The following is a 23388-nucleotide window of genomic DNA, read 5'->3' on the forward strand; positions in this document are numbered from 1 at the left end:
TCCCCTGCCTCCCTTAAGCAACGAACGTGCGGATAACCGAGTTTTTCGGGCTGCAACAGCCCATTTTTCTCGGTTATCCGCACGTTCGATTCGTGACGCTCGATTGTGCGTGGTCGCTCGCCCGCGACGCCCTGGGCGGCCCCGCGCTCGCGGCTTTTGCCCGTCTGCCCTACTTGGCCGCCTTGTGCTCGCAGTTCGCGCAGGGGTCGGCCGCCGAGGTGGCCGCGGTCGAGGAGCTGCCGCCGCGCTGGTCGGTGTTGTAGAAGCCCGAGCCCTTGAAGGCGATGCCGCTCGGCTCGAAGACGCGCTCGGCATCCGCGCCGCAGTCGGGGCAGGTGACGTGCGGATGCTCCGACATCGGATGCTCCACCTCGAAGACCTTGCCGCAAGCCATGCACTTGTAGTCGTAACGCGCCATCTGGGGGTACCTCCACGTACTATGTGGCCCATCCTGGGCCGGGTTCTCTTGCCGTGCGACGCGGTCGCAGTGGCCTACTTTACCCAATTCCTCGCGCCCATGCAGGTCGGCAGGCCCAGAGCCCGCATTCGTGAGGAGTTTTCCATCTCTGGGAGGTCAGGTGCGTCCCCGTAGGCCACCTTCCAAGCGTGCTTACCCAGCCGTGACATCTTCTCTCCGTCCGTCTTTGTCTCGCGAAAGTATACTTGCGCCTACGGACAACACTGCGAGGGGGACTGCATGGCAGAGATCTCAGGTGCCATCTTCGACTGCGACGGCACGCTCATCGACTCGATGACGATGTGGTACGGCGCGTTCGATCACCTGCTGGCGGCGTACGACGTCACGGCGCCGGCCGAGTTCAAGGAGCTCGTCGAGCCCATGACCATCCCGGACTCCTGCGCGCTCATCCACGCGGAGCTGGGCATCGGCGCGTCCGGCGCGGCTCTCGTCGACGAGCTCGAGGCCTACGTGGCGCACGAGTACGAGACGAGCATCAAGGTAATTCCCGGTGCCCGCGAGCTCGTGGAGGGCCTCTCCGCGGCCGACGTGCGGCTCATCGTGGCGTCCTCCACGACGTCTCGGCTTGTGCGCGGCGCGCTGGCGGTGCACGGCCTTCTCGGCTATTTCTCCGACGTGATCTGCACGGCCGAGGTGCGAGACGGGCGCGACAAGGACTGCCCTGACGTCTACCTCGAGGCGCTCGAGCGCCTGGGCACGCCGCGCGAGGAGACCTGGGTCTTCGAGGATGCGCCCTTCGGCGTCCGCACGGCCCGGCAGGCAGGCTTTCACGTGGCCGCGATCTACAACGAGGGAGACGGGCGCGACGAGGCCTTCGTGCGCTCCCGGGCCGACATCTTCTCACGCGGCTACGCGTCGCTCTCGCTCGAGGCCATCCGCGGCTTCGACGACGCGGCCCGCCGTCCCATGCCAGAGGAGTAGCGATGCGCGTCCTACTTGTCGCGGGCTCGCCCGAGCCCAGCTCGCCCGCGCTCGTCTCGGCGCTTGCCGCGGCCGCCGACTCCGTGACGGCTGTCGACCGTGGGGCTGACGCCTGCCGCGCGGCCGGCGTGGTGCCCGACTCGTTCTGCGGCGACGCCGACACGGTGAGCCCCGAGACCCTCGCCTGGCTCTGCAGGCGCGAGGGCGAGCAGGCCTCCGACGTGGCCCGGCTCGACGTGACGCCCGCAGACGACGTGCGCGACGTGCCCGAGATCCACGGGATTGCCGCGGCCGGGGGCGTGCGGCTCTTCCCGCCAGCCAAGTACGATACCGACCTGTCGCTGGCCTTCTCGTGCTGCCGACAGCTGGCGGCCGAGGCGGGCGAGGGGCTCGAGGTGAGCGTGACCTGCGCGAGCGCGGGGCGCATGGACCATGCGCTCGCGGTCTTTGGCGTGCTGGCGGCCAACGCCGACCTCGCGCCCGCGCTGGTGGAGGACTCCTTCGAGTGCCGGGTCCTCTCGCCCCGGGGCCGCGATGCCTGGGAGCTGGGCACAGATGCGGAGGGGCGGCACTTCTCCTTCGTGGCGCTCGCGGACGGCACGCTTGTGAGCGAGCGCGGCATGCGCTGGGAGCTCGAGCGCTTCCGCGTGGATGCCCTGCGCGACCGCGGCATCTCCAACGTGGTTGACGCCCCCGACGCGACCGTCAGCTGCCACGCCGGTATCCTCGCCGCCTTCCTGATGCGCTAACGTCCGGCTCCGGCTGCCCTTTGCTGCCTTCCCGATGCGCCAGCGCCCGGCTCCAGCTGCCCTTTGCCGCCTTCCCGATGCGCCAGCGCCCGGCCACCCTCCGCCACCGACCCCGCACCGCGACGCTCGCTGGTCTCCTCGACTGCCCACGATTCCCAGCCGTCCCCCTGTCGCGTCCTGTGCCGCCCAACCAACGAACGTGCGCAAAACCGAGAAAAACGGCGAGTGACAAGCCGATTTTCTCGGTTTTGCGCACGTTCGTTTTGGAAACCTACCGCTTGCCCGGTCGCCGAATCGGCGTCGACGCGCCCTTCCCGCACCTGTAGCATCGACTCCCAACACGTTCGCCGTTAGCGCGGCGAAGCGGAAAGCCGGGGAGGGGGCTACGTGTCGGAGCTCATGGACGACTACCTTGCCTGCATATTGGACGAGGCGGAAGCACGGTCGATGTGCGCGGTCGTTCGCTCCCCCGCGGAGTCGAGCGCCGTGAGTGCGCGGGTATCGGCCGGCGAACTTGTTCGGCCCCGCCACGGCCTCTTCGTCCGGTCCGACTATTGGCGCGCCCTCATGCCCGAGGGGCAGATGCTGCACGTGGCGAAGGCCCTCGGTCACCTGCACGAGCCATGGGTCTTCTCGCATGCGACCGCCGCGTTTGTCTACGGCCTCGCCGCTTCCTACCGCCACCTTGACCCAATCCACTACCTAGTCGAGGGCTCGACGGGCGGGCGCTCGGGGAGGGGAATATGCCGACACAGCTCGCAGCGTGCGCCCTCGGTGCTCGTTGGCGACCTGCGCGTGACGACCCCACTCCGTACCATCGCGGACTGCTGCCTGTCGCTGCCCTTTCGTGACGCCCTGCCAATCGCCGACTCTGCCGTGAGGATGGGGCTTGTGGGAACGGGCGGGCTCGAGCGGGTCTGCGCACTTGCCGCAGGTCGGCGGGGGATCACGACGCTTCGGCGCGTGTGCGAGTACGTGGATCCGCGTGCCGAGAGCGGAGGAGAATCCTTCGTACGTGCCGTCCTCATCGAGCTGGGCTATGAGATCTTCGACCTGCAGCTGGAGGTGCCTGATATCGAGCGTCCCGGCAAGACGCGTCGGCTCGACATCGTGCTGAGGCGCGACGACGGCCGTCTCGTCGACCTCGAGGTGGATGGCAGGGGCAAGTACGCGGACCCGGGGATGACCGGGGGCAGGGAAGTGGTCGACATCATGATGGGCGAGCGGCGACGTGAGGCTGGGATCACGGCGTTCGACATCTCCGTGGTAAGGATGAGCCCCGGCATGGCCCGAAACGAGGACCTCGTGCGCAGTCGGCTCGCCATCTATGGCGTGCACCCGCGGGCGCCGCGCTGGAAGTGGGAGCGCGTCGAGTGAGGGATGGGCTTGGACCCGGCTGCGCGGCGAACCCGTAGCCGTGCGACGAACGTGCGTAAAACCGAGAAAAACAGCGAGTTGCAAGGTGGTTTTCTCGGTTTTACGCACGTTCGCTTGGAATCTCGGTTATGCGCACGTTCGTGGCGCAGGTGGCGCAGGTGGCGCAGGTGGCGCGGTTGGCGCGGCGCGGCGGGATGGCGCGGTTGGCGCGGCGCGGCGGGAGGGCGCGGCTCGGCGGGGGGCGCAAGGTGCGGCAGGGCGCGAAGGATGCCGGCTGGCCTGCTGTCACCTAAAGAGAAAGAAGCCGCCGGGAATCCCGACGGCTCCTGGTGGTTCGATATGGTGCTCGCAGGCGAGCGGCTGCCCTGACTAGGAGCGGGCGACCTTGCCGGACTTGAGGCACGTGGAGCAGACGTTCATCTTCTGCTTGTGGCCGTTGACGACGACCGTGACGTGCTGGATGTTCGGGCGGAACTTGCGGTTGGTGACGCGGTGCGAGTGGCTGATCGAACGACCGGCGACGGCGTGCTTGCCGCAGATGGCGCAAACCTTAGACATTGTTGAGACCTCCATGTAAAGCGGCACATTCTGCGGCCGCCCTCGACGCATAGCCGAATCAGAATAGCACAGCTTTCGCTGCTCGCAAGGGAATTGTCGAGATGTTGTGTCCGTGTCGTGAATCTAACCCCATGCGATGTGGGCGCTTGGTAAGGCGCGGACGATTGGGTATATTGCCTAACATTAAAAACTAACACTGGAAGGTAACGAGGAGGTACGACCATGCCCGACAACTCTAGCGAAAGAGGAGCCCGCGTGGATGGCGGGGCGTGCGCGCGCGGCGGATCTAGCGCGGACGGCCCAGAAGCGGGGGAGGAGGGAACCCGCGCGCAGGGCGCTAAGCCCGGCCCCGCGACCCCGGAGCCAGACGAGTTCCACGCCCTCGCGCGCGAGCTCATGGCGCAGGGCTGCAGGTTCGCCCGCTTCAGGCCCCAGCACGACGTGAGCGCCTCGACCCACGGCCTGCCGGCCATCATGCAGGTGCTCCTCGAGGCCGATGGCCCCATCTCGCCCGGCGAGCTCGCCAGAAGGACGGGGGTCACGGACGCGCGCGTCGCCAACGCCCTGCGCACGCTCGAGGAGCGAGGCTTCGTTGAGCGCCGCGCCGCGCGCGAGGACCGCCGCCGCGTGGAGGTGACGCTCACGGAGGCCGGCCGCGAGGACATCGCCCGGCACAGCTCGGAGGCGGAGCGCTTAGTCGCCGACTTCCTCCGCGAGATGGGCCCCGAAGACGCCCGCGACGTCGTGCGCGTCTTCGGGCGCGTCCTCGAGGTCCTGGCCCGTCGGCGCCGCGAGGGCCGCCAGATGGTGCCCCCGCCGCCCGAGGCACCCTTCGACGCACGCAGGTGCGGCGACCGACGAGACCAGACCCGAGGGGGGGAGTGAGCTTGAGGCTCATCAAGCTGTTCAGACACCACGTGCCCGCGCTCGTGGCCATCGTGGCCTTGCTCATCGTGCAGGCCACCTCGGAGCTCGCGCTCCCAAGCTACATGAGCGAGATCGTGGACGTGGGCATCCAGCAGGGCGGCATCGCCTCGGCCGTGCCCGACGCCATGCGCGCCGACACCCTCGCCCAGCTCGAGCGGCTCATGCCCGCCGGCGACGCCACGGCCGTCGAGGCTGCCTTTGCGCCTGCCGACGAGGCCGGCGTGCGTGCCTACCAGGGCAGCGCCGCCGACGCCCGCGAGGGCTCCGCGCTCGAGGCCTCCCTGGCACGTGTCGAGGTCCAGGCCCTCGCCGCCGCGACCGGCCAGGACGCGGGCCAGCTCACCGACACCATGACCGAGCAGATGGCCGTGCAGTTCGTGCGGGCCGAGTACGAGGCGCAGGGGCGCGACCTCGCCGACGTCCAGTACGCCTACCTCGGCTCCACGGCCGCCACGATGTTCGCGCTCTGCCTCGTGGGGCTCGCCTGCGCCGTGGCCGTGGGCGCCATCGCGTCGCGCACGGCGTCGACCATCGCCCGTGACCTGCGCCGCGACACCTTCCGCAAGGTCATGTCCTTCTCGCCGGCCGAGGTCAACAGGTTTTCCCAGGCCTCGCTCATCACGCGATGCACCAACGACATCCAGCAACTCCAGATGACGGCGACGCTCTTCATGCGCATGGTCCTCTACGCGCCGATCATGGGCGTGGTGGCCGTGATGCGCGTCGTCCAGACCTCCACGGGCCTCGAGTGGACCATCGGCGTGGCGGTCATCTCCGTGTGCGCCGTGGTGGGCGTGCTCGTGGGCCTCACCATGCCGCGCTTCAAGCGCATGCAGCGGCTCATCGACCGCGTGAACCTCGTCGCTCGAGAGATGCTCGACGGCCTCATGCCCATCCGTGCCTTCGGCCGGCAGGCCCACGAGCTTGGGCGCTTCGACGACGCGAGCCGAGAGCTCATGGAGACGCAGCTGTTCACCAACCGCTCCATGAGCTTCATGATGCCGCTCATGATGCTCGTGATGAACTGCGTGACCATCCTCATCGTGTGGTTTGGCGCGCGCGGCGTCTCCGATGGCGTCATGCAGGTGGGTGACATGATGGCGTTCATGAGCTACACGATGCAGATCGTCATGGCGTTCATGATCCTCACCATGGTGGCCGTGATGCTGCCGCGCGCCGAGGTAGCCGCCGAGCGCATCGACGAGGTGGCCACGTGCGAGTCGAGCATCCGCGAGCCCGTCCGCCCCGAGCTCCCGGCCGCGGACGCCCCGCGCGGCGAGCTCTCCTTCTCGCACGTGTCCTTCCGCTACCCGGACGCCGACGGCGAGGTGGTCTCCGACGTGAGCTTCACCACGCGCGCCGGGCAGATGACGGGCATCATCGGCTCCACGGGCTCCGGCAAGTCCACGCTCGTGCAACTCATTCCGCGCCTCTACGACGTTACGGCCGGCTCGGTCGCGCTCGACGGCGTGGACGTGCGCGCCTGGCCGCTCGGCGAGCTCCGCCGCCGCATCGGCTACATCCCGCAGCAGGGACGGCTCTTCTCCGGGACCATCGAGAGCAACGTCAGGTTCGCGGGCGACTCCGTGAGCGAGGCCGACGCCCGCCGCGCCGCCGACATCGCCCAGGCCACCGGCTTCATCGAGGGCTGCGAGGGCGGCTGGGACTCGGAGGTCTCCCAGGGAGGCTCCAACGTCTCCGGTGGCCAGCGCCAGCGTCTCGCCATCGCCCGCGCGCTGGCCAAGAGGCCCGAGGTCGCGGTCTTCGACGACTCGTTCTCCGCGCTCGACTACAAGACCGACGCGGCGCTCCGCGAGGCCATCGCCCGCGAGCTCACGGACACGGCGGTCGTGGTGGTGGCCCAGCGCGTGGCCACGATCATGCACGCCCACGAGATCATCGTGCTCGACGACGGGCGCGTCGTGGGGCGGGGCACCCACGAGGAGCTCCTGCGCTCCTGCCCCGAGTATCTGGAGATTGCCGAGAGTCAGCTGTCCGCGGCCGAGCTTGGCCTTGTCGAGGAAGGGGGTGAGCGCTGATGGCGCAGGGAAACAGCCAAGCACGCCCGGCTCGTCCGCGCGGCCCCATGGGACCGCGCCCCGTCGGCGGCGTCGTCGAGAAGCCGCGGGACCTCGTGGGCACGCTGGGGCGCCTGCTCGGCTACATCGGGGAGCACAAGCTCGCCGTGGTCGCGGGCATCCTGTTCGCCATCGCCTCGGTGGCCTTCAACATCGTGGGGCCCAAGGTCTTGGGCCAGGTCACCACCAAGCTCTACGAGGGGCTCGTCGCAAAGGTGCAGGGCACGGGCGGGGTTGACTTCGCCTGGATCGGGCGCACGCTCGCCATCCTGCTCGGCATCTACGTCGCGAGCTCGGCGTGCAACCTCGTCCAGGGCTGGCTCATGACCGGTGTGACGCAGAAGGTCGTCTACCGCATGCGCCGCGAGATCTCGGAGAAGATTGCGGTCGTGCCCATGAGCTACTTCTCCGGCCACAGCAAGGGCGACGTGCTCAGCCGCATCACCAACGACGTCGACACGCTCGGCCAGTCGCTCAACCAGTCCATCACGCAGCTCGTCACGAGCGTCACGCAGATCGTGGGCATCACGGTGATGATGCTCACCATATCGCTGCCGCTCACGGGCGTGACCCTGCTCACCCTGCCCCTGTCGGTGGTGATCGTGGGCGTGATGGTGCACTTCTCGCAGCGCTACTTCCGCGAGCAGCAGGAGGTGCTCGGCCGGGTCAACGGCATCGTGGAGGAGGACTTCGCGGGCCAGGGCGTCATCCAGGTCTTCGACCGCGCCGACGCCGCCGTGGAGGAGTTCGAGCGCGAGAACGACCGCCTGTTCACGAGCGGCTGGCGCTCGCAGTTCCTCTCCGGCCTCATGATGCCGCTCATGACGCTCGTGGGTAACCTCGGCTACGTGGGCGTGGTCGTGGTGGGCGCGGGCCTTGCCCTCAACGGCGCCGCCACCCCCGGCGACATCCAGAGCTTCATCCAGTACGTGCGAAACTTCACCCAGCCCATCCAGCAGCTCGCCAACGTGAGCAACACGCTGCAGAGCATGGCCGCCGCCACCGAGCGCGTCTTCGAGTTCCTGGCCGCCCCCGAGGAGGAGGGCCCCGCCCGCCCCGAGCTGCCGGCCGCGCGCGAGGGCCGCGTCGAGTTCGACCACGTGCGCTTTGGCTACGCGTCCGACAAGCCCGTCATCCACGACTTCACCTTCACGGCCGAGCCCGGGCAGACCGTGGCCATCGTGGGCCCCACGGGCGCGGGCAAGACCACGCTCATCAAGCTCGTCCAGCGCTTCTACGACGTGGACGCGGGCGCCATCCGCGTGGACGGCGTGGACGTGCGCGACTGGGACCTCGCGGCGCTGCGCTCGGAGTTCGCGATGGTCCTGCAGGACACGTGGCTCTTCAACGGCACGATCCGCGAGAACATCCGCTACGGCCGGCCCGACGCCACCGACGAGGAGGTGGAGGCCGCGGCCCGCGCGGCGCGCTGCGAGCACTTCATCCACACGCTCGCCGGCGGCTACGACTTCGTCATCAACGAGGAGGGCACCAACCTCTCCCAGGGCCAGCGCCAGCTCGTGACCATCGCGCGCGCCGTGCTTGCCGATCGGCCGGCCCTCATCCTCGACGAGGCCACCTCCAACGTGGACACGCGCACCGAGGAGCTCATCCAGCGCGCCATGGACGAGCTCATGCGGGGACGCACGAGCTTCGTGATCGCCCACCGGCTCTCGACGATCAAGTCGGCCGACACCATCCTGGTGCTGCGCGACGGCGACATCGTGGAGCAGGGCACGCACGAGGAGCTGCTCGCCGCGGGCGGCTTCTACGCGGAGCTGTACAACAGCCAGTTCGAGGACTGACTTCGAGGGCTGACCGCTTGAGTTGCGGCGGCGTGGGGCGGGCCCGGCGGCCCGCCCCGACGTGTCCCAAATGTGGGTACATTGGTGTCCCTTGGTTTGTCAGCCAAGATCAGGGAAACGACAAAAAATTATAGGAAGGTGCACGCTTTAGTATCTTTTTGCTAATCTCCACGGCCTCTATACTTTCGCTAACACCTCGGGAGAGGCCCGGGGTCAGGTCGTAAGGAGCTTGCATGTATCTATCCAAGGGGAGGAAGGCACTCGTTGGCGCCAGCGCGTTTCTGACGGCGATGTTCGGTGTCATGCCCGCCGCGCAGGCCATGCATATCATGGAGGGCTTCCTGCCGGTGCAGTACTGCATCGCGTGGGGCGTCGTGAGCCTCCCGTTCGTCGTCGTGGGCTTCCAGTCCATCAAGAAGGTCCTCTCCGAGAACCGGCGCGCCCTCACGCTGCTCGCCCTCGCGGGCGCCTTCGTGTTCGTCATCTCCTCGCTCAAGATACCGAGCGTCACGGGATCCAGCTCGCACATGACGGGCACCGGGCTCGGCGCCATGCTCTTCGGGCCCACGGCCACGAGCGTCCTCGGCCTCATCGTCCTCATCTTCCAGGCCATCCTGCTCGCGCACGGCGGCCTCACGACGCTCGGCGCCAACTGCTTCTCCATGGCAATCGCCGGCCCGATCGTGTCCTACGCCCTCTACAAGGGCCTGGGCAAGACTGGCCTCAACCGCAAGGTCGTCATCTTCGTCGCGGCGTTCCTGGGCGACCTGTTCACCTACTGCGTGACGGCCTTCCAGCTCGCGCTCGCCCACAACTCCGCCGTGGGCTTCGGCACCGCCCTCATCGAGAACCTGAGCGTCTTCGCCGTGACCCAGATCCCCCTGGCCGTCGTCGAGGGCCTGCTCACGGTCATCATCATGATCGGCCTCGAGACCTACGCCAAGCCCGAGCTCAAGGCTATCGGCTACCTCAAGGACGGTGAGTAGGAATGACAACCAACCAGGATTCCAAGAAGAGCAACAAGGGACTCGTGGGGGCCCTGCTCGTCGTAGCGCTGCTCATCGCCTTCGTCCCCCTGTTCGTGCTGGCGCCCCAGGGCATGGAGTTCGGCGGCTCCGACGACAAGGGCGGCGAGCTCGTCGAGACCACCGACCCCGGCTATGAGGTCTGGGCTACGCCCATCCTCGAGCAGATCCTCGGCCAGGAGCTTCCCGGCGAGACCGAGAGCTTCCTGTTCTGCGTCCAGACCGGCATCGGCGTCGGCGTCGTCGCCTTCATCATGGGGCGTCTCGTCGAGCGCAAGAAGTGGGAGGACGGCAAGGGCAAGGGCGACGAGCTGTAGGGGGCTGTGGCTCCCCGAGCTTCGCGCTGCGACGGACGGCCGGCGGATCCCCGTCGGCCGTCTCTGACAAGGAGGCATACCGTGAGCTTCGCCCAAGGGACCCAACGGCCCCGCGAGTCATGCTGCGGGGCGGGCGCCGCTGAAGGCGGCCATGCGTCACACCACCACGGCCACTCGCATGGCCACGCCATCGATGACCTCGCCTACCGCTCCCACCTGCGCTACGTGAACGCGGCGGAGAAGTTCGCCCTCGCGACCGTCACTCTCGCCGTGTTGCTCGTGAGCCGCTCCATCGCGGCGGCCCTCGTCGTGACGGTCGCCATGACGGCCCTCACCGTCGGCGTTGGCAAAATCTCCTGGCGTCGCTACCGCGGCCTGATGCTCATCCCGTCTCTGTTCCTCGTCGTGTACGTGCTCGTGATCGGCACGGCCATTCGCCAGACGCCGCTCGAGCTGTTCGCAGTCCGCTTCGGCTCCTGGTACCTCACGGCGAGCTGGGGCACGGTCCACTACGCGGCGCAGCTGTTCTTCACCGCGCTCGGGTGCGTGTCGTGCCTGTACTTCCTGTCGTGCAACACGCCCATGACCGATATCCTAGAGGTCATGCGGCGCCTGCACGTCCCGCCGCTCTTCATCGAGCTCACCATGCTCATCTACCGCTACATCTTCGTGCTGCTCGAGCGTGCCGAGGCCATCAAGACCTCACAGGACTCCAGGCTCGGCAACGTCACCTACGCGCGCTCGCTCCAGACGTTCGGGGACCTCTGCTCGTGCCTGTTCGTCCAGGCCATCAAGCGCTCGGAGCGGCTCTTCGACGCCATGGAGGCCCGCGGCTACGACGGCAGGATCCGCGTGCTCTCCGAGGAGCGGCCGCCCAAGCCAGGCGAGGTCGCCTTCGTCGTCGGGTTCGAGGTCGCGCTCGTCATCGTCATCTTGATTGTGAGGTTCTAGCATGGACAGCGACATCATCCTCAAGGCGGAGGACCTCCACTTCTCCTATGACGACGGCAACACGCAGTCGCTCGACGGCCTCTCGCTCGAGATTCGCCGGGGCACCCGCCTCGCCTGCATGGGCACGAACGGCTCCGGTAAGTCGACCTTCTTCCTGTGCCTGAATGGCATCCTGCGGCCCTCTTCCGGCACGGTCTACCTCGAGGGCAAACCCATCGACTACTCGCGCAAGGGACTGCTCGACCTGAGGCGCCGCGTGGGCATCGTCTTCCAGGACCCTGACGACCAGCTCTTCAGCGCGAGCGTCCACCAGGAGATCTCCTTCGGCCTCATGAACCTTGGCGTTCCCGAGGATGAGGTCCGCCGGCGCGTCGACGCCATCATCGACGAGATGGAGATCCGCCCCTATGCCGCCAAGCCCACTCATGCGCTCTCCGGCGGCCAGAAGAAGCAGGTTTCCATCGCCGACGTGCTCGTCATGAAACCCGAGGTCGTCATATTGGATGAGCCTGCCGCCTCGCTCGACCCGCGTCACACGGCGCTCGTGAACCGCGCCGTGGAGCGCATGACGAGCGAGGGCATCACCGTCATCATGGCCACCCATGACGTCAACTATGCCTTCGAGTGGGCGGACGAGGTGGCAGTCTTCCATGCCGGCAAGGTCATGGCGCAGGGAGACCCCGAGCGAATCTTCGCCGACGAGGAGCTGCTCGCGAGCAACAACCTCGAGAGGCCCGCCGCCTACGAGCTGTTCGACAGCCTGTGCGAGAAGGGCGTGCTCAGCCGCGAGCTCCCCGTGCCGCATAACCTCAAGGTGCTCGAGGGATACATCTCGGGAGTCGGGACGAGGTAGGGCGTCCCTGGGACGGCATATCCGGGCCTGCCCGGCCGGCCTTGCTGCAGGCAAGCGGAACGGTTTTCCCGAGGCATTCGGCTTCCATCGTTCTGTCATGCGTCACTAACCCCCTGGATTATAGTAAAACCGAACATATTGTTCGGGATTTGCCGGGAGTCGGGGGGATTTCTCATGAGGGCAAAAGAGGCGCTCGCCGGATGGCTGGAGATCGAGCCGTCCGCTACCATCCCGTGCGTCGTGGTGTCGGCGGTGGCGCTTGTCGTCAGCCTGGGCGGATGGGGGCGGGGCGCCCTTCCCTTCGACGTCGCGCTCGTCGCCGCCGTGCTGTGCGGGGGACCGATCGTGGTGGGGGCCGTCAGGGGCCTCGTCACGGAGCACGACGTGACCGCCGACGTGCTCGTGTCGCTCGCCCTCGTCGCGTCGCTCTACGCGCACGAGTGGTTCGCCGCCGGCGAGGTCGCGCTCATCATGCAGGTGGGCTCGATGCTCGAGGACCACACCGCCGAGCGTGCGCGCCGCGGCATCGAGGCCCTTGTGCGCTTGACCCCGCAGCGGGCCCGCGTGCGCCGGGGCGGGGGTTTCGTCGAGGTCGATGCCGGGCAGGTCCAGGCGGGCGACGAGGTGCGCGTGCTCGCCGGAGAGACCGTCCCGGTCGACGGCGTGGTCACGGAGGGCACGACCGCCGTCGACCAGTCCGTCATGACGGGGGAGAGCATGCCCGTCGACAAGGCCTCCGGCGACGAGGTCGCGAGCGGTGTCGTCAACCAGCTCGGGACCTTCACCATGAGGGCCCTGAGGCCATGCGTCGACAGCTCGCTCGCGCGCATGGTCCGCCTCGCTGAGGAGGCGGACGCCTCGAAGGCGCCCGTCGTGGGCCTGGCCGACAGGTGGGCGGCGGCGCTCGTGGGCGTCGCGCTCGTCTGCGCGCTCCTGGCCTGGGGGGCCTCCGGCCAGTTCGTCCGCGCCGTCACCGTGCTCGTCGTCTTCTGCCCGTGCGCGTTCGTGCTTGCGACGCCCACGGCCGTCTCCGCCGGCATCGCCAACGCGACCCGGCGGGGCGCGCTCGTCCGCTCGGGCGCCGCGCTCGAGCGCCTCGCCCAGGTCGACCACGTGGCGACTGACAAGACCGGCACCCTCACGCTCGGCCGTCCGCGCGTGGTGGCCACCGAGCCCCTCGCGCCCGGATTCTCCGCCGACGGCGTCCTGGCGCTCGCCGCAAGGCTCGAGGAGCGTTCCGAGCACCCGCTCGGCAGGGCCGTGGCCGCGTCATGGCAGGCACGCGTCCGCAGGGCCGGGGCCTTCGGCGAGGGTGACGAGGGTCCCTCGGCCGCGCCCTCGGACGGGGCGCCTTCGGGCGAGCCCACCGACTTCGAGGTGCTTCCCGGCCGTGGCGTCGCCGCCAGGGTGGGAGGCAGGGAGGTCATAGTCGGCACGCCCTCGCTGCTGGAGGCGCGCTCGGTTGACCCGGCCGTCTCCGGGCCGTTCGTGCGGGAGTGGTCCTCCAGGGGCGCGGCGACGATGCTGGTCGCGGTCGGGGGGACGTGCGTCGGGGCCCTCGCGCTCTCGGATGAGCTGAGGCCGGAGGCGGCCGCGAGCGTGGCAGGCCTCGCCTCCCTCGGCGTGGGCGTGACCCTGCTCACCGGCGACTCCGAAGCCGCCGCGTCAGACATCGCCTCCCGGGCGCACATCACCGACGTGCGCGCCGGCCTCCTGCCGGAGGAGAAGCTCGCCGGCATCCGCGCGCTCGGGCGGCACGTCTGCATGGTCGGTGACGGGGTCAACGACGCCCTCGCCCTCAAGAGCGCCTTCGTGGGCGTGGCCATGGGCGGCATCGGCAGCGACGTCGCCGTCGAGGCGGCGGATGTCGTCCTCGTGAGGGACGACCTGTCACGCGTCCCCTACCTGATCTGGCTCTCTCGCGCCGTCATGCGCAAGGTGCGCCAGAACATCGTGTTCGGGCTCGGCATCAACCTCGTCGCCGTCGCCCTCTCCGTCACGGGCGTGCTCACCCCCGTGACGGCGGCGCTCTTCCACAACTGCGGGTCGGTCTTCGTGGTGCTGAACGCGGCGGCGCTGCTTCGCAGGCGGGCAGACTAGGCCCACCCTGAGCCCCTCGGGCGGCTCCTGCGCTGCAGACGGGCTCAGGGTGGCCGACACGCGCTATACTTCTATAGATGTATGAGAGCTCTGCGCGGCATCTCCGGCTGTCGCGTTCGGTCCCGCGCACTGCGTGGGCCAGGCGCGGGCCAACGCCCGCAGACGAGAGGAGTACGCATGGCCGAACCCATCCCCGGAACCCTCCGGGTCTCAAACGACGTCATCGCCGACCTGGCTGGCTACGCCGCGCTCGAGTGCTACGGCGTCGTGGGCATGGCCTACACCGACGCGCAGGACAACATCGTGAGGCTCCTGTCGCTCGGGTCGCTGCGCAAGGGCATCGACGTCACCTGCGAGGGCGGTCGCGTCAAGGTCGACCTGCACACGGTGCTCGAGCAGGGCGTCAACATGGCAAGCGTCTCCCGCAACCTCGAGAGCGCCGTCCGCTTCACGCTCAAGGAGCTCGCCGAGATCGAGGGCGTCGACGTTACGGTCCACGTCGAGGACCTGAGGCGCCACTAGGATCGAAACCCACGCGGCCCGGTCGCCCAACCGGGCCGCCCGCATGCAGAGCCCGACCGGCCGCCTTGGGTGCGGCCCCCGCGACAGGCCCGATGATTTGGAGAGACTTCCCACCATGATTGCCACCGTTATCCGTTCGTGCTTCCCCGTCGCGGCAAAGGCCGTGGCCGACAAGGCCGAGGAGATCAACAAGCTCAACGTCTTCCCCGTGCCCGACGGCGACACCGGCACCAACATGTCGCTCACGCTGGGGACCGTCGTGAAGGAGGTCCAGGCGTTGCCCGCCGACGCCTCGATGGCCGATGTGGCCAAGGCCATCACGCACGGCTCGCTCATGGGCGCGCGCGGCAACTCCGGCGTCATTACGAGCCAGATTCTGCGCGGCCTGGCCGAGGGCCTCGTCGCCGCGCATGACCCCGTGACCACGGCCGACGTGGCCGCGGCCCTGCGCAACAGCGTGAAGGTGGCCTTCAAGGCCGTGCGCAAGCCGGTCGAGGGCACCATCCTCACCGTCATCCGCGACGTGTCGGCCCGCGCAGACCGCACCGAGAAGGAGAAGATGCCCGTCTCCGAGGCCCTCGAGGCGCTCGTCGTGGAGGCCTACGAGTCCGTGGCCCGCACGCCCGACCTCCTGCCCGTCCTCAAGGAGAACGGCGTGGTCGACTCCGGTGCCTATGGCTTTGCCACCTTCCTCGAGGCCTTCGTGAACGCCGCGCTTGGCAACGGCGGCAAGCAGCTCACCGACTTCGACACCACCGCCACGCCCGCCGAGGCCCACGACGTGGCCGACGCCCGCGTCCAGATCGAGCTCAACGACGACTGGGAGGGCTCGGAGTTCCGCTACTGCAACGAGTTCCTCTTCAAGGCCGAGAGGCCCTTCGACCCCAACGAGGCCCTGAGCTACCTCGCCACGCTCGGCGACTGCGAGCTCGTCGTGGGCTCCTACCCCGACTACAAGGTGCACGTGCACTCCAACGAGCCCAACCGCGTGCTCGAGTACATGCTGCGCTACGGCCAGATCTACAACGTCTTCATCCACAACATGGACATCGAGGCCCACGACCGCACGGCCAAGATCGCGGCCGACCAGGCTGCCGCCTCCGCCAAGGCCGAGACCGCGCCCGAGCCCAAGAGGCCGCTCGGCTTCGTGGCCGTGGCCGCCGGCGACGGCGAGGCCGACATCCTGAAGTCGCTCGGCGTCGACGTGGTGGTCTCGGGCGGTCAGACGATGAATCCGAGCACGGCCGACATCCTCGACGCCGTGGCGCGTGCCAACGCCGAGAGCGTCATCGTCCTGCCCGACAACGGCAACATCCGCATGGCCGCCGAGGCCGCCGCCGCCGCGAGTGAGGACGTCAAGGTCGTCGTGGTGCCCACCAAGACGGTGCCGCAGGCCTTCGCCGCCATGTTCGCGGTCGATACCGAGGCAAGCGCGGAGGAGAACGCCGAGGCCATGACCGAGGCCATCGGCGAGATCCGAGACGGCGAGGTCACGCACGCCGTGCGCGACTCGCAGGCCGCCGACGGCAGCCCCATCCACGCCGGCGACGTCATGGGCATCGAGGGCGGCGCCATCACCGTGGTGGGCTCGAGCGTCGAGCAGGTCACGCTCGACCTCATCGCCCGCATGCAGGAGGCCGAGGAGGGCGACACCCTCACCATCCTCGCTGGCTCCGAGATGGACGACGCGGCCTTCAAGGCGCTCTGCGACAGGATCGAGGAGGCCCAGCCCGACCTAGAGCTTGACGCGCATCGCGGCGGCCAGCCCCTCTACCCTGTCATCTTCTCGATCGAGTAGTCCGGCTCGCGTGTCCGGCCGAGGGGGCACCCTTCCGACCATAGGCGAGGCGGCATCACGCCTCGCCTGCACGCGGGCGTGGGATGGCGACGTCTCGCGCCTGCGCTATGCGTCTGCGACCCGCTCGCAGGCGCTTTCTCGTATGGGCGTCGATACCGTGCGCGACGCCCTGCTCCACGTGCCGCACCGCTACCTCGACTTCTCGCGCGTGACCCCCATCGGGCGCGCCGACGTGGGCAGCGAGGTCACACTCGTGGGCGTGGTGGACAAGGTCACGCTCAAGCGCCCCAAGCCGCGCATGCAGCTCGTGGAGGTGGCGCTCGTGGACGCCACGGGCGTCATCATGTGCGCCTTCTTCAAGCAGCCGTGGCTGGCCGAGCAGCTCCACGTGGGCGACGAGCTCGCCGTCTCGGGCAAGGTGACGTTCGCCTACGGGTTCAGGCAGATGAGGCCGCAGTTCCACGAGGTGGTGCGCCAGGCGTCCGAGCGCGAGGCGGGCGCGCAGGGGGCTCGGGGTGGTGGCCCGCAGGCTGCCGGGCAGGCGTCGGCCTACGCCCGCATCCTGCCAGTCCACGGCGTCACCGAGGGGCTCTCGCCGGCGTGGATGCGCCGCATCGCCTCTGCCGCGCTCGCCGACTACGGCGACGCCTGCGACTTCATGCCGGCCTCCCTCGTGGCCTCGCACCGCCTCATGACCGAGGCCCGCGCCCTTCGCGAGGCGCACTTCCCCAGCTCGCTCGTCGCCGCCGAGCACGCCCGGCGCCGTCTCGCCTTCGACGAGCTTTTGTGCCTGCAGGCGGCCCTGCTCGCCCGTCAAGCCATCTCGCTCGAGGGCACGCGGCCGCACGCGCACGTGGTCGACGGGCCGCACATGAGGGCCCTGCTCGCCGCCATGCCCTTCTCGCTCACGGGCGAGCAGGAGCGCGCCGCGCGCGAGATCCTCTCGGACATGGCGGCCGGCCGGCCCATGAACCGCCTGCTTCTGGGCGACGTGGGCACAGGCAAGACGGCCGTGGCCGCCGTGGCGCTCGCCGCCGTCGCCGACAGCGGCACCCAGGCTGCCGTCATGGCGCCCACCTCGGTGCTCGCGCGCCAGTACGCCGAGAAGCTCGGCCCCCTCTTCGACAGGGCGCATATCAGCTGGGCGCTCGTGACGGGGTCGACGCCCGCGCCCGAGCGCGCCGAGACGGCCGCCTCGCTCGCGGCGGGCGAGACCTGCGTGCTCTTCGGCACCACGGCGGTGCTTGGCGGCGACATCCGCTTCCTGGACCTCTCGCTCGTGGTCGTGGACGAGCAGCACCGCTTCGGCGTAGGCCAGCGCACGGCGCTTCGCACCAAGGGCACGGCCCCCGACCAGCTCACCATGACGGCGACGCCCATCCCGCGCACGCTTGCGCTCTCGGTCTACGGCGACCTGGCCTGCTCGCGCATCACCGAACGGCCGCACGCCGGCGCGGGCGTCACCACCAAGACCCTCACGCCCGAGAACGCCGACGTGGCGCACACCGCCATCGCCGACGCCGTGGCCGCGGGTCACCAGGCCTACGTGGTGTGCCCGCTCGTGGACGACGCCGACGACGGATCCGAGCTCGACGACGTGCCCGAGGGCGAGCAGGCCACGGCGAGGCCCCACTCGGCCCAGGCCACCTACGAGCGCCTCCGCGATCGCGTGTTCCCCGAGCTCTCCGTGGGCATCGTGACCGGCCGCATGTCGGCCGCCGAGAAGGACGAGGCCATGGCGGACTTCCGCTCGGGCGTGACGCAGGTGCTCGTCTCGACCACGGTGATCGAGGTGGGCGTGGACGTGCCCAATGCCACCGTGATGATGGTCTGGGACGCCGACCGCTTTGGCCTCGCCACCCTGCACCAGCTGCGTGGGCGCGTGGGGCGAGGGGAGTGGCCGGGGACGGTCTTCCTCGTGAGCGCGGCGCGCGGCACGAGCCCGGCCAAGCGGCGTCTCTCGGCCCTCGAGCGCACGAGCGATGGGCTGGCCCTGGCCGAGATGGACCTCGCGCTGCGCCATGAGGGCGAGGTCCTGGGATACCGGCAGAGCGGCGGAGTGACGCTGCACCTCGTCGATCTCGTGGCCGACGCCGACCTCGTGGAGGCCGCGCACGCCGACGCCCGCGACCTCGTGGACGAGGACCCGGCGCTCTCGGGCGCACGCACCCGCCCACTCGCCCGCGAGGTCCGCCGGCGCTTCGGGGCCTACTTCGAGGGGGAGCGCTCGCGGTAGGGGGTGGCTCGCTGGGGGCATGTGCCAGGGGATATCCACATCCTCCGCGGCCCCGCCCTGCGGGCGCACCGCCCCTTGTGCGACAATACGGCGTCGGAATCCGGCTCCGGCTGCACGTGCGGCCGGCCGACGCGTGCGGGGAGGCAGCATGAGGATCGTCGGGGGACAGTGGCGTGGGCACCCCATCGAGGCGCCGGACGGGCGCGACGTCACCCGTCCCACCACAGACCGCGTGCGCGAGGCCGTCTCGTCGATGCTGCTCTCGGCCCGCGGGCTCTCGCTCGACGGCGCCCGCGTGCTCGACGCCTTCGCAGGCTCGGGCGCCATGGGCCTCGAGCTCCTGAGTCGCGGCGCCGCCTGGTGCACCTTCGTCGACCTCGACCGCGGCGCCTGCGCCCGCGTGCGCAGGAACGCCTCCGCCCTCGGTGCCGACGCCTCCGCCCTCGCCGTCGTGCGCGGTGACGCCCTCAGGCTCGCGGGCATGGGCATCCAGGGCGCCCCCTTCGACGTCGTCGTGCTCGACCCGCCCTACGCCACGGACGCCGCGCTCGTCTCGGGCCTCGTGGAGGCGCTCGCCCAGGCTGGCTCGCTTTCGGCCGAAGCCCTCGTCCTCTACGAGCGCAGCGCCTCGGCGCCAACCCTCGCGCCAGCCGGATTTGTGCCGCTCAAGCAGAAGCGCTACGGTCAGACTGCAGTCGACCTCCTCGGAAGGGATTCGTGAGCATGGAGCGCACCTCCGCACCCGCAGACGTCACCCGCCTCGAGCACGTGGTGGTCCCGGGTACGTTCGACCCGATAACCTATGGCCACATCGACGTCATCCGCCGCGCGCGCCACATCGCCGGTCGCGTGACCGTGGCCGTGGCGGCAAGCCTCGGCAAGAACGGCACCGGCCCCACGTTCACGCTCGACGAGCGCGTGGCGCTCGCCCGCCAGGCCCTCGCCGACGAGGGCGTCTCCGAGGGCGTCGACGTCTGCCCGCTCACGGGGCTGCTCGTCGACTTCTGCCACGAGGTGGGCGCCGGCGCGGTCGTGAAGGGTCTGCGCGCCATGACCGACTTCGAGTACGAGCTCCAGCAGGCCGACCTCAACTTCCGCCTCGCCCCGGACGTCGAGAGTATCTTCGTCATGAGCAACCCCACCTACGGCTACGTCTCGTCGTCGATCGTGCGCGAGCTGGCGGGGTTGGGCAGCGACGTCTCGATGCTCGTTCCGCCCTGCGTGGGGGCCAAGCTTGTGTCGCATTTTGGTACGCATACCGCATAAGCTGCAGGTATGGTAGAGTAGGTTAGATAGGTCATGCGGACTCGGAGCCAGCTTGGGTCCGCTCGCTTGATTTGCCGAGGATGTCCCGCGCGCACCTTCGCGAGGGGCCTGCACGAAAGGAGCCTGCGCATGCAGCCAGGTGAGGAGATCGAGAGCCTGGTCGACGAGCTCGAGGACATCGTCGCAAATGGCAAGAAGCCGATCGTCGGCGGCGGTCAGGGAGACATGAGGATCGTCGACGCCAACGACGTGTACGAGCTGCTCGACGAGATCCGCCGGGTCTTCCCGGAGGAGTTCCAGACCTCGCGCCGCATCGTCAAGGAGCAGGACGAGATCATCGCCCGCGCGCACCAGACGGCCGACTCCATCGTCGCCGACGCGCAGCAGCAGGCCATGATCCTCGCCGGCGACCAGGAGGTCGTGCGCCTCGCCAACCAGCAGGCCGACGACATCCGCGACCAGGCCAACCAGTACGAGCGCGACCTTCGCTACCACATCAACGACTACGCCGAGGGCGTCCTCACGGGCATCGAGGACAACCTCAAGAGCGTCATCGGCCAGCTCGAGCGCAGTCGCCAGGCGCTCGACGACGGCTCCAATTCGCGCAGGTAAGCCATGCAGCCCATTCTCATTCCCATCGACGAGCGTCTCGAGGGCGCGGGCGCGGCGCTTCCGGTCTCGGGCCACATCGACGAGGCCGGCTACAGCCTGGGCGAGCACGAGTTCCGCCTGCCCAATGGCATCGACTACGACCTCGTGCTCACCAACGCCGGCGAGGGCATCCTGGCCTCGGGCATGGTGCGCGCCCATGTGGTGGGCACGTGCGACCGCTGCCTCGAGGACGCCGAGTTCGACATCGCGAGCGAGGTCGACGAGTACTTCCTGTTCGAGGAGCCGGCCGAGGAGGATCTCGCCGACGACGAGGACGAGGTCGACTTCTCGCTCGTGAGCGACGACAACACGGTGGACCTGTCCGAGCCCATCATGGCCGCCATCCTCATGGAGACGCCGTTCGTGGTGCTGTGCCGCGACGACTGCAAGGGGCTCTGCCCCACCTGTGGCGCCAACCTCAACGAGGGCGACTGCGGCTGCGCGGCCAAGCGCGCCGAGCAGGCCGCCAAGGAGAGCCCCTTCGCCAAGCTCAGGGACCTAGGGCTCTAGGGGAGCGTCCCGCAAAATCATGTGACGCTCTGGTGACGAAGGCGCAAGACGTGCTATCATACTCATTCGTCTGTGAGTACCGTGCCATCCGCACGTGGACGTGAGATTCGTAAGAGAGGTCATCATGGCAGTACCTAAGCAAAAGAAGGGCCGCGGCGCCACGCACTCCCGCCGCTCCGCAAACAGCAAGCTCGAGACCCCGGCGCGCTCCACGTGCCCGCAGTGCGGCGCCGTCAAGCTCCCGCACCGCGTGTGCCCGAGCTGCGGCTACTACAAGGGTCGTCAGGTCATCGTCACCGAGTAGCCTGGCAGTCCAAGGGTTTCTTGCAAGGGGTCGGTCCTTCGGGGCCGGCCCCTTTTGCTGTGGCGAGGCGGGTGCGCGCCTTGCCTTTTCCGGCTCGTTTGTCTGCCTTGTACCTCGCGGTATCACCAGCGCCTCAGATCAAGTAGAGGTATTGCGGTCCTTCCCGCCGGCATCCTGAATTAGGCGAAACTGCGCGAGCGAATCCACGAGCGCCTTAGCTGTCGTGCGCCATGACGTTGTTTACGCCGCCTAAGCGGCGACTGGATTACGTGCGGAGCCCCCATCACTTCAAAACTACCGAGTTTGCTGCAGTCGAATCGAGCCGCGCTGAGTAGACGGGCTTTCGGGCGTCGCAAACCCGCAGGTAGCGAAGGTGCGTGTTCGCCGTCTACTTTTGCCTTCCCCATTGAACTGTAGCAAACTCGACAGTTTCGGCACGGCGCGCCGAGTCTTCGCACGCAGGCCCCGCTGGAGGGCCCCGAGCATGCCCACGCCACTGCACGCCACGGCACGGCGGGGCCGCCGTGCAAGGACTCTGGGAGTGTGGCACTTGGCCAGGTGGCTTCCGGCCTGTCTTCTACGAACGTGCGCATAACCGAGTTTTTTCGCGTGTTGCGACACTTTTTTCTCGGTTATGCGCACGTTCGCATGTTGAGACGAAAGGGAGCGCTGGTGAGGGAAGGAGCGCTGGTGAGGGAAGGGGCGCTGGTGAGGGACGGGAGCGCTGGTGAGGGACGGGGAGCGCTGGTGAGCGCCCCCTGCCCAGGAGGGGCGTCCGGAAGGCGCGCCGCTCCAGCCGGGTTTTGGTGTCTCCCGGACGTGGTCCCTCGCTCGTTGCTACTATCGATGGGTGGCCTTTGGTCGGGCGGCGACGCGGGCTTACAGTGCGCGCTGCCTCTCTGAGCCAGGGACCCGGACATATGCTAGCCACGGGGCCAAGAGACGGCCCCACAAAGGGGGAGACGACATGACGCGAGTGGTCGTTGACGCGATGGGTGGGGACGAGCCGCCCGAGGTGGTGCTCGAGGGAATCGCCCGGGCGCTCGAGGCCGACCAGGACCTCGAGGTGCTGGTCGCAGGCGACGAGGACAAGGTCGCGCCCTTCTGCGCCAAGCACTCGCGCGCCGAGGCGCTCGTGACCACCGAGGTCATCGGCATGGCCGAGCACCCCACCGAGGCCGTGCGCAAGAAGCGTGACTCGAGCATCGTGCGCGGCTGCAGGGCCGTGCGCGAGGGCAAGGCCGACGCCTTCTTCTCGGCGGGCTCCACGGGCGCCATCCTCACGGCGGGCACGCTCGTCGTGGGCCGCGTCAAGGGCGTGGGCCGAGCCGCGCTCGCGAGCGCCCTGCCCGGCATCGGCGGGCGCATGACCACCCTCATCGACCTCGGCGCCAACGCCGACTGCCCGCCCGAGATGCTCGTGCAGTTCGCCCACATGGCCTGCGCCTACGCCCGCGTGGTGGTGGGCGTGCCCAACCCGCGCGTGGCGCTACTCAACAACGGCACCGAGGAGACCAAGGGCTCCGAGGCCACGCTTGCCGCCCACGCCGCCATCGCCGCCGCCGACGGCCTCGACTTCGCGGGCAACTGCGAGGGCCGCGACCTCCTCGCCGGCACCTACGACGTCATCGTCACCGATGGCCTCACCGGAAACGTGGCGCTCAAGACCATGGAGGGCACGGCCAAGTACATCGTCTCCGAGCTCAAGGCCGCCGCGGCGTCGAGCGGGAAGGCCGCCGTGGGGGCGCTGCTCATCAAGGGCGCGCTCAAGGACATGGCGGCCCGCCTCTCGGGCGACGCCCTCGGTGGGGCCGCGCTCCTGGGCCTCAAGGCTCCCGTGCTCGTGGGGCACGGCGCCACCAACCCCGAGGCCATCAAGAACGGTACGCTCACGGCCGCGCGCTGTGTGCGCGAGGACCTCTGCGGCAAGATTGCCGAGGCGCTCGCGCCCAAGGCTTAGGG

The 23388-nt window shown here is 69.0% G+C and carries 23 protein-coding genes; 21 read left to right on the forward strand and 2 right to left on the reverse strand.

Translation table 11 applies throughout. The annotated features are described in order from the left end of the window. Window positions 1–169: 169 nt before the first annotated feature. The gene (locus EFAMC1_RS00725; RefSeq protein ID WP_154052432.1) at window positions 170–418 is read right to left on the reverse strand and encodes an FmdB family zinc ribbon protein; all 249 of its coding nucleotides are present in this window, start codon (window positions 416–418) and stop codon (window positions 170–172) included. 279 nt (window positions 419–697) lie between these two features. On the opposite strand from EFAMC1_RS00725, the gene EFAMC1_RS00730 reads away from it, so the two are divergent. The 4 genes from EFAMC1_RS00730 to EFAMC1_RS00745 all read left to right on the forward strand — a co-directional run bounded on the left by EFAMC1_RS00730 (window position 698) and on the right by EFAMC1_RS00745 (window position 3818). Then, window positions 698–1399 carry an HAD family hydrolase gene (locus EFAMC1_RS00730; RefSeq protein ID WP_154052433.1) on the forward strand — a complete coding sequence of 234 codons (702 nt, stop codon included), beginning with the start codon at window positions 698–700 and terminating at the stop codon, window positions 1397–1399. A 2-nt stretch (window positions 1400–1401) separates the two neighbouring features. Continuing rightward, on the forward strand, window positions 1402–2148 hold the full coding sequence (locus EFAMC1_RS00735; RefSeq protein WP_154052434.1) for a thiamine pyrophosphokinase: 747 nt from the start codon (window positions 1402–1404) through the stop codon (window positions 2146–2148). 387 nt (window positions 2149–2535) lie between these two features. Then, window positions 2536–3525 (forward strand): hypothetical protein, encoded by a 990-nt coding sequence (locus EFAMC1_RS00740; protein ID WP_154052435.1) that lies wholly within the window; start codon window positions 2536–2538, stop codon window positions 3523–3525. 128 nt (window positions 3526–3653) lie between these two features. Beyond that, on the forward strand, window positions 3654–3818 hold the full coding sequence (locus tag EFAMC1_RS00745; protein WP_187324470.1) for a hypothetical protein: 165 nt from the start codon (window positions 3654–3656) through the stop codon (window positions 3816–3818). A gap of 76 nt (window positions 3819–3894) precedes the next feature. On the opposite strand, the gene rpmB is transcribed toward EFAMC1_RS00745, so the two are convergent. Further along, complete coding sequence (gene rpmB / locus EFAMC1_RS00750) at window positions 3895–4083, reverse strand: 50S ribosomal protein L28 (protein WP_154052437.1); 189 nt, start codon at window positions 4081–4083, stop codon at window positions 3895–3897. A 222-nt stretch (window positions 4084–4305) separates the two neighbouring features. Here rpmB and EFAMC1_RS00755 point away from each other — a divergent pair, with 222 nt between their 5' ends. From EFAMC1_RS00755 to plsX, 17 genes are all read left to right on the forward strand, one after another. After that, window positions 4306–4968, forward strand: coding sequence for a MarR family winged helix-turn-helix transcriptional regulator (locus tag EFAMC1_RS00755; protein WP_154052438.1), 663 nt, complete (start codon window positions 4306–4308; stop codon window positions 4966–4968). Next, complete coding sequence (locus EFAMC1_RS00760) at window positions 4965–7049, forward strand: ABC transporter ATP-binding protein (RefSeq protein ID WP_410054778.1); 2085 nt, start codon at window positions 4965–4967, stop codon at window positions 7047–7049. The genes EFAMC1_RS00755 and EFAMC1_RS00760 overlap by 4 nt, the downstream gene beginning before the upstream one ends. After that, a complete protein-coding gene (locus EFAMC1_RS00765) occupies window positions 7049–8893 on the forward strand; it encodes an ABC transporter ATP-binding protein (RefSeq protein WP_261981696.1) in 1845 nt (614 codons plus the stop codon). The genes EFAMC1_RS00760 and EFAMC1_RS00765 overlap by 1 nt, the downstream gene beginning before the upstream one ends. A gap of 233 nt (window positions 8894–9126) precedes the next feature. Further along, complete coding sequence (locus EFAMC1_RS00770) at window positions 9127–9879, forward strand: energy-coupling factor ABC transporter permease (RefSeq protein ID WP_154052441.1); 753 nt, start codon at window positions 9127–9129, stop codon at window positions 9877–9879. A 2-nt stretch (window positions 9880–9881) separates the two neighbouring features. After that, window positions 9882–10235, forward strand: a complete 354-nt coding sequence (locus tag EFAMC1_RS00775) for an energy-coupling factor ABC transporter substrate-binding protein (protein ID WP_154052442.1) — start codon at window positions 9882–9884, stop codon at window positions 10233–10235. A gap of 81 nt (window positions 10236–10316) precedes the next feature. After that, complete coding sequence (gene cbiQ, locus EFAMC1_RS00780) at window positions 10317–11186, forward strand: cobalt ECF transporter T component CbiQ (protein WP_222838600.1); 870 nt, start codon at window positions 10317–10319, stop codon at window positions 11184–11186. Between the two features lies 1 nt (window position 11187). Continuing rightward, on the forward strand, window positions 11188–12039 hold the full coding sequence (locus EFAMC1_RS00785; protein ID WP_154052443.1) for an energy-coupling factor ABC transporter ATP-binding protein: 852 nt from the start codon (window positions 11188–11190) through the stop codon (window positions 12037–12039). 174 nt (window positions 12040–12213) lie between these two features. After that, window positions 12214–14139: a heavy metal translocating P-type ATPase gene (locus EFAMC1_RS00790; protein WP_154052444.1), complete on the forward strand. Its 1926-nt coding sequence runs from the start codon at window positions 12214–12216 to the stop codon at window positions 14137–14139. A 177-nt stretch (window positions 14140–14316) separates the two neighbouring features. Further along, window positions 14317–14661: an Asp23/Gls24 family envelope stress response protein gene (locus EFAMC1_RS00795; protein ID WP_154052445.1), complete on the forward strand. Its 345-nt coding sequence runs from the start codon at window positions 14317–14319 to the stop codon at window positions 14659–14661. A 115-nt stretch (window positions 14662–14776) separates the two neighbouring features. Then, window positions 14777–16459, forward strand: a complete 1683-nt coding sequence (locus EFAMC1_RS00800; RefSeq protein ID WP_154052446.1) for a DAK2 domain-containing protein — start codon at window positions 14777–14779, stop codon at window positions 16457–16459. Window positions 16460–16469: 10 nt separating this feature from the next. Next, the gene (locus tag EFAMC1_RS00805) at window positions 16470–18695 is read left to right on the forward strand and encodes an ATP-dependent DNA helicase RecG (RefSeq protein WP_154052447.1); all 2226 of its coding nucleotides are present in this window, start codon (window positions 16470–16472) and stop codon (window positions 18693–18695) included. 148 nt (window positions 18696–18843) lie between these two features. Next, window positions 18844–19416 carry a 16S rRNA (guanine(966)-N(2))-methyltransferase RsmD gene (gene rsmD, locus EFAMC1_RS00810; RefSeq protein ID WP_154052448.1) on the forward strand — a complete coding sequence of 191 codons (573 nt, stop codon included), beginning with the start codon at window positions 18844–18846 and terminating at the stop codon, window positions 19414–19416. A 2-nt stretch (window positions 19417–19418) separates the two neighbouring features. Beyond that, window positions 19419–19961 (forward strand): pantetheine-phosphate adenylyltransferase, encoded by a 543-nt coding sequence (coaD, locus tag EFAMC1_RS00815; protein WP_154052449.1) that lies wholly within the window; start codon window positions 19419–19421, stop codon window positions 19959–19961. 129 nt (window positions 19962–20090) lie between these two features. Beyond that, window positions 20091–20573, forward strand: a complete 483-nt coding sequence (locus EFAMC1_RS00820) for an ATPase (RefSeq protein WP_154052450.1) — start codon at window positions 20091–20093, stop codon at window positions 20571–20573. 3 nt (window positions 20574–20576) lie between these two features. Beyond that, entirely contained in the window at window positions 20577–21122 is a 546-nt protein-coding gene (locus EFAMC1_RS00825) for a YceD family protein (RefSeq protein ID WP_154052451.1), read from the forward strand. A 124-nt stretch (window positions 21123–21246) separates the two neighbouring features. Then, window positions 21247–21426 carry a 50S ribosomal protein L32 gene (rpmF, locus tag EFAMC1_RS00830; RefSeq protein WP_154052452.1) on the forward strand — a complete coding sequence of 60 codons (180 nt, stop codon included), beginning with the start codon at window positions 21247–21249 and terminating at the stop codon, window positions 21424–21426. Window positions 21427–22393: 967 nt separating this feature from the next. Next, window positions 22394–23386, forward strand: a complete 993-nt coding sequence (plsX, locus tag EFAMC1_RS00835) for a phosphate acyltransferase PlsX (protein WP_154052453.1) — start codon at window positions 22394–22396, stop codon at window positions 23384–23386. Window positions 23387–23388: the final 2 nt, after the last annotated feature.

Source organism: Olsenella uli (assembly GCF_901212675.1).
Lineage (GTDB): Bacteria > Actinomycetota > Coriobacteriia > Coriobacteriales > Atopobiaceae > Parolsenella > Parolsenella uli_B.

Excerpts from the sequence above, each read along its gene's own strand:
- coaD (WP_154052449.1), top strand. The coding sequence starts at position 19,419 with ATGGAGCGCACCTCCGCACCCGCAGACGTCACCCGCCTCGAGCACGTG.
- plsX (WP_154052453.1), top strand. The coding sequence starts at position 22,394 with ATGACGCGAGTGGTCGTTGACGCGATGGGTGGGGACGAGCCGCCCGAG.
- EFAMC1_RS00745 (WP_187324470.1), top strand. The coding sequence starts at position 3,654 with ATGCGCACGTTCGTGGCGCAGGTGGCGCAGGTGGCGCAGGTGGCGCGG.
- rpmB (WP_154052437.1), bottom strand. The coding sequence starts at position 4,083 with ATGTCTAAGGTTTGCGCCATCTGCGGCAAGCACGCCGTCGCCGGTCGT.
- EFAMC1_RS00725 (WP_154052432.1), bottom strand. The coding sequence starts at position 418 with ATGGCGCGTTACGACTACAAGTGCATGGCTTGCGGCAAGGTCTTCGAG.
- EFAMC1_RS00775 (WP_154052442.1), top strand. The coding sequence starts at position 9,882 with ATGACAACCAACCAGGATTCCAAGAAGAGCAACAAGGGACTCGTGGGG.
- EFAMC1_RS00765 (WP_261981696.1), top strand. The coding sequence starts at position 7,049 with ATGGCGCAGGGAAACAGCCAAGCACGCCCGGCTCGTCCGCGCGGCCCC.
- EFAMC1_RS00795 (WP_154052445.1), top strand. The coding sequence starts at position 14,317 with ATGGCCGAACCCATCCCCGGAACCCTCCGGGTCTCAAACGACGTCATC.
- EFAMC1_RS00770 (WP_154052441.1), top strand. The coding sequence starts at position 9,127 with ATGTATCTATCCAAGGGGAGGAAGGCACTCGTTGGCGCCAGCGCGTTT.
- EFAMC1_RS00785 (WP_154052443.1), top strand. The coding sequence starts at position 11,188 with ATGGACAGCGACATCATCCTCAAGGCGGAGGACCTCCACTTCTCCTAT.
- EFAMC1_RS00735 (WP_154052434.1), top strand. The coding sequence starts at position 1,402 with ATGCGCGTCCTACTTGTCGCGGGCTCGCCCGAGCCCAGCTCGCCCGCG.
- EFAMC1_RS00820 (WP_154052450.1), top strand. The coding sequence starts at position 20,091 with ATGCAGCCAGGTGAGGAGATCGAGAGCCTGGTCGACGAGCTCGAGGAC.
- EFAMC1_RS00825 (WP_154052451.1), top strand. The coding sequence starts at position 20,577 with ATGCAGCCCATTCTCATTCCCATCGACGAGCGTCTCGAGGGCGCGGGC.
- EFAMC1_RS00755 (WP_154052438.1), top strand. The coding sequence starts at position 4,306 with ATGCCCGACAACTCTAGCGAAAGAGGAGCCCGCGTGGATGGCGGGGCG.
- EFAMC1_RS00790 (WP_154052444.1), top strand. The coding sequence starts at position 12,214 with ATGAGGGCAAAAGAGGCGCTCGCCGGATGGCTGGAGATCGAGCCGTCC.
- rpmF (WP_154052452.1), top strand. The coding sequence starts at position 21,247 with ATGGCAGTACCTAAGCAAAAGAAGGGCCGCGGCGCCACGCACTCCCGC.
- EFAMC1_RS00800 (WP_154052446.1), top strand. The coding sequence starts at position 14,777 with ATGATTGCCACCGTTATCCGTTCGTGCTTCCCCGTCGCGGCAAAGGCC.
- EFAMC1_RS00730 (WP_154052433.1), top strand. The coding sequence starts at position 698 with ATGGCAGAGATCTCAGGTGCCATCTTCGACTGCGACGGCACGCTCATC.
- rsmD (WP_154052448.1), top strand. The coding sequence starts at position 18,844 with ATGAGGATCGTCGGGGGACAGTGGCGTGGGCACCCCATCGAGGCGCCG.